2 protein-coding genes and 1 pseudogene are annotated in these 2355 nt (G+C 65.5%); all 3 read left to right on the top strand.

Going from position 1 to position 2355, the window contains the following annotated elements; genetic code table 11:
- A pseudogene (locus tag ACQKPE_RS26295) lies at nucleotides 1-220 on the top strand (M18 family aminopeptidase); the annotation flags it as partial.
- Between the two features lie 96 nt (nucleotides 221-316).
- Nucleotides 317-484: a hypothetical protein gene (locus ACQKPE_RS26290; protein ID WP_173015136.1), complete on the top strand. Its 168-nt coding sequence runs from the start codon at nucleotides 317-319 to the stop codon at nucleotides 482-484.
- Nucleotides 485-528: 44 nt separating this feature from the next.
- On the top strand, nucleotides 529-2355 hold a 1827-nt coding region (locus tag ACQKPE_RS26285), incomplete at its 3' end, for a mechanosensitive ion channel family protein (protein WP_427669611.1).

Raw genomic sequence — 2355 nt, 5'->3', positions numbered from 1 at the left:
TTGGCTTCACGTGCCTGTGGGTGATGGCGGTGGTGTTTCCGTCCTATTGGCTGGCTCGACCATCGGCCCGATCACCGCCAGCCACCTGGGCGTGCGCACCGTGGACATCGGCCTGCCGACCTTCGCCATGCACTCCATTCGCGAACTGTGCGGCAGCCAGGACCTGGCGCACCTGGTGAAGGTACTGACCGCCTTCTACCGCAGCCGCGAATTGCCCTGAGACTTGCACCCGGAAAAAGGCCGGGGCAGGCAACCTGCCACCGGCCCGTCCACCCGCTATGCTCAAGACATGCACCACGCAAAAGGATTTTCGCCCATGTCCCCCTTCCTGTCCCTGTTCGTACCGGTGTTTCTCTTTCTCATGCTGCTGACCATCGGCTTCAGCCTGCGCGAGCGCAATATCGGCGTAGTGATGATGTGGGTCGGCACCCTGGGCATCTTCGGCCTGACGTGCTGGAAGATCCTGGAGCAGCTGCCCTCGTAAACCTCCACACTCGGCCAATCGTTCGACCTGAGGTAGATTTCCCGGTGCCAGCCCTTCTGCGTTGCCTGTTCCTGCTGCTGTTCCTGTGCATCGCCCCGGCCCACGCCGCCGGCCTTCCCGGCCTGCTGGGCAGCAGCGCGCCAGCGCAGCCCGAGGCCAGCGAGCCACTGGGCAAGTCGCTGGACGAGGTCATCAAGAACCTGGAAAACGACCAGCAACGTGCCAAGCTGCTGGCCGACCTGAAGAAGCTGCGCGATGCCACGCAGCACTCGCAGCCGACCGTCGAACAGGGTGTGCTGGGGCTGATCGGCAATGCCATGCACGACCTGGAGAAGCAGTTCAGTGGCGATGCCAGCCCATTCGTCCGCTGGTCCCAGGAAATCGACCAGGCCCAGGCCGAACTCGCCGCATTGGTGGTGCCGGTGCAGCAATGGCCGGCGATTCTGTTTGGTTTCGCCGCCGTCATTGCCGTGTGGAGCCTGCTGGCCTATGCCTTCAACTGGGTCGGGCACCGGGTGCGGGTGCGCTTCGGCCTGACCGAAGAACTGCCGCAGCACCCGCGCACCTGGGACCTGCTGCGCTTCGCCCTGCGTAAACTGGGGCCGTGGCTGGTGGCGCTGGTGTTCACCGTGTACCTGAGCTTCGCCCTGCCGCCCTCGCTGGGCAAGTCACTGGCCATGGTGCTGGCCTACGCCCTGGTGGTGGGCACCTGCTTCTCGGCAATCTGCGTGATCGCCTTCTCGCTGCTCGACGGCCCGCACCGCCATCGCGCCCTGCACATCCTGCGCCACCAGGCGTTCCGCCCACTGTGGCTGATCGGCAGTTTCGCCGCCTTCGGCGAAGCGATGAGCGACCCGCGCCTGACCACCGCCCTGGGCAGCCACCTGGCCCATGGCCTGGCGACCCTGGCCAATGTGCTGGCCGCGCTGTGCACCGGGCTGTTCATCCTGCGTTTTCGCCGCCCCATTGCCCACCTGATCCGCAACCAGCCGCTGTCACGCAGGCTTACCCGACGCACCCTGAGCGACACCATCGAGATCCTCGGCAGCTTCTGGTTCATCCCGGCGCTGATCCTGGTGGCCATCTCGCTGTTCGCGACGTTCGTTTCCGCAGGCGACACCAGCACCGCCCTGCGTCAATCGCTGATGTGCACGGTGCTGGTGGTGGTGTGCATGGTGCTCAACGGCCTGGTCCGCCGCCACGCCGCCAAGCCGCAGCGCGCCAACCGACGCCAGGCGGTGTACACCGAGCGCTTGAGCAACTTCGCCTACGCGCTGCTGCACCTGTTCATCTGGCTGCTGTTCATCGAGCTGGGGCTGCGGGTGTGGGGCTTGTCGATGATCGCCTTCGCCCAGGGCGATGGCCACGACGTCAGTGTGCGGGTGCTAGGCCTGGCCGGCACCTTGATCGCCGCCTGGCTGGTGTGGATTCTCGCCGACACCGCCGTGCACCACGCCTTGGTGCGTTCGCGCCGGGGCCTGGCCAATGCCCGGGCGCAGACCATGATGCCGCTGATCCGCAACGTGATGTTCGTGGCGATCTTCATCATTGCGGTGATCGTCGCCCTGGCCAACATGGGCATGAACGTCACCCCGTTGCTCGCCGGTGCCGGTGTCATCGGCCTGGCCATTGGTTTTGGCGCACAGTCGCTGGTGGCCGACCTGATCACCGGCTTGTTCATCATCATCGAAGACTCCCTGGCCATCGACGACTACGTCGATGTCGGCGGCCACCTCGGCACGGTGGAAGGCCTGACCATCCGCACCGTGCGCCTGCGCGACATCGACGGCATCGTGCACACCATTCTTCTGTCTCCTGATTACACGCGACGCTTCTTCGGCGGACGGCACCCGTTGTGCGGGATTGGCGTC

It is taken from the genome of Pseudomonas sp. NPDC089554 (genome assembly GCF_050280645.1).
Lineage (GTDB): Bacteria > Pseudomonadota > Gammaproteobacteria > Pseudomonadales > Pseudomonadaceae > Aquipseudomonas.
This window is presented reverse-complemented; position numbering and strand designations above follow the sequence as displayed.